The organism is Variovorax sp. Soil_C_17 (genome assembly GCF_057657265.1).
This window is the reverse complement of the sequence record NZ_JBDGIT010000061.1, coordinates 1-334: the sequence shown is the minus strand read 5'-3', so window position 1 is coordinate 334 and position 334 is coordinate 1. Positions and strand designations below refer to the sequence as shown.

General features: G+C 65.9%; 1 protein-coding gene. It reads left to right on the top strand.

The genetic code is table 11. From position 1 onward, the window contains the following. On the top strand, positions 1–334 hold a 334-nt coding region (locus AC3A6Y_RS35035; RefSeq protein ID WP_487872797.1), incomplete at both ends, for an HAD-IA family hydrolase.

Below are 334 nucleotides of genomic sequence, written 5' to 3'. Positions count from 1 at the left end.
ACCTCGACAGCGAAGCGCAGAAGTACTACGACGCGGTGCCCACCTGGGCGCCGCATGCGGACGTGCCCGCGGGCCTGTCCAAGATCGCCAACGAGATCCCGCTGGTGATCCTGTCCAACGCCTCGGACGACCAGATCCAGAAGAACGTCGCGCTGCTCGGGGCGCCCTTCCACCGCGTCTACACCGCGCAGCAGGCCCAGGCCTACAAGCCGCGCCTGAAGGCCTTCGAATACATGCTCGACTCGCTGGGCTGCAATCCGGAGGACGTGCTGCACGTGTCCTCCAGCCTGCGCTACGACCTGATGTCGGCGGACGACCTGGGCATCGTCAACAA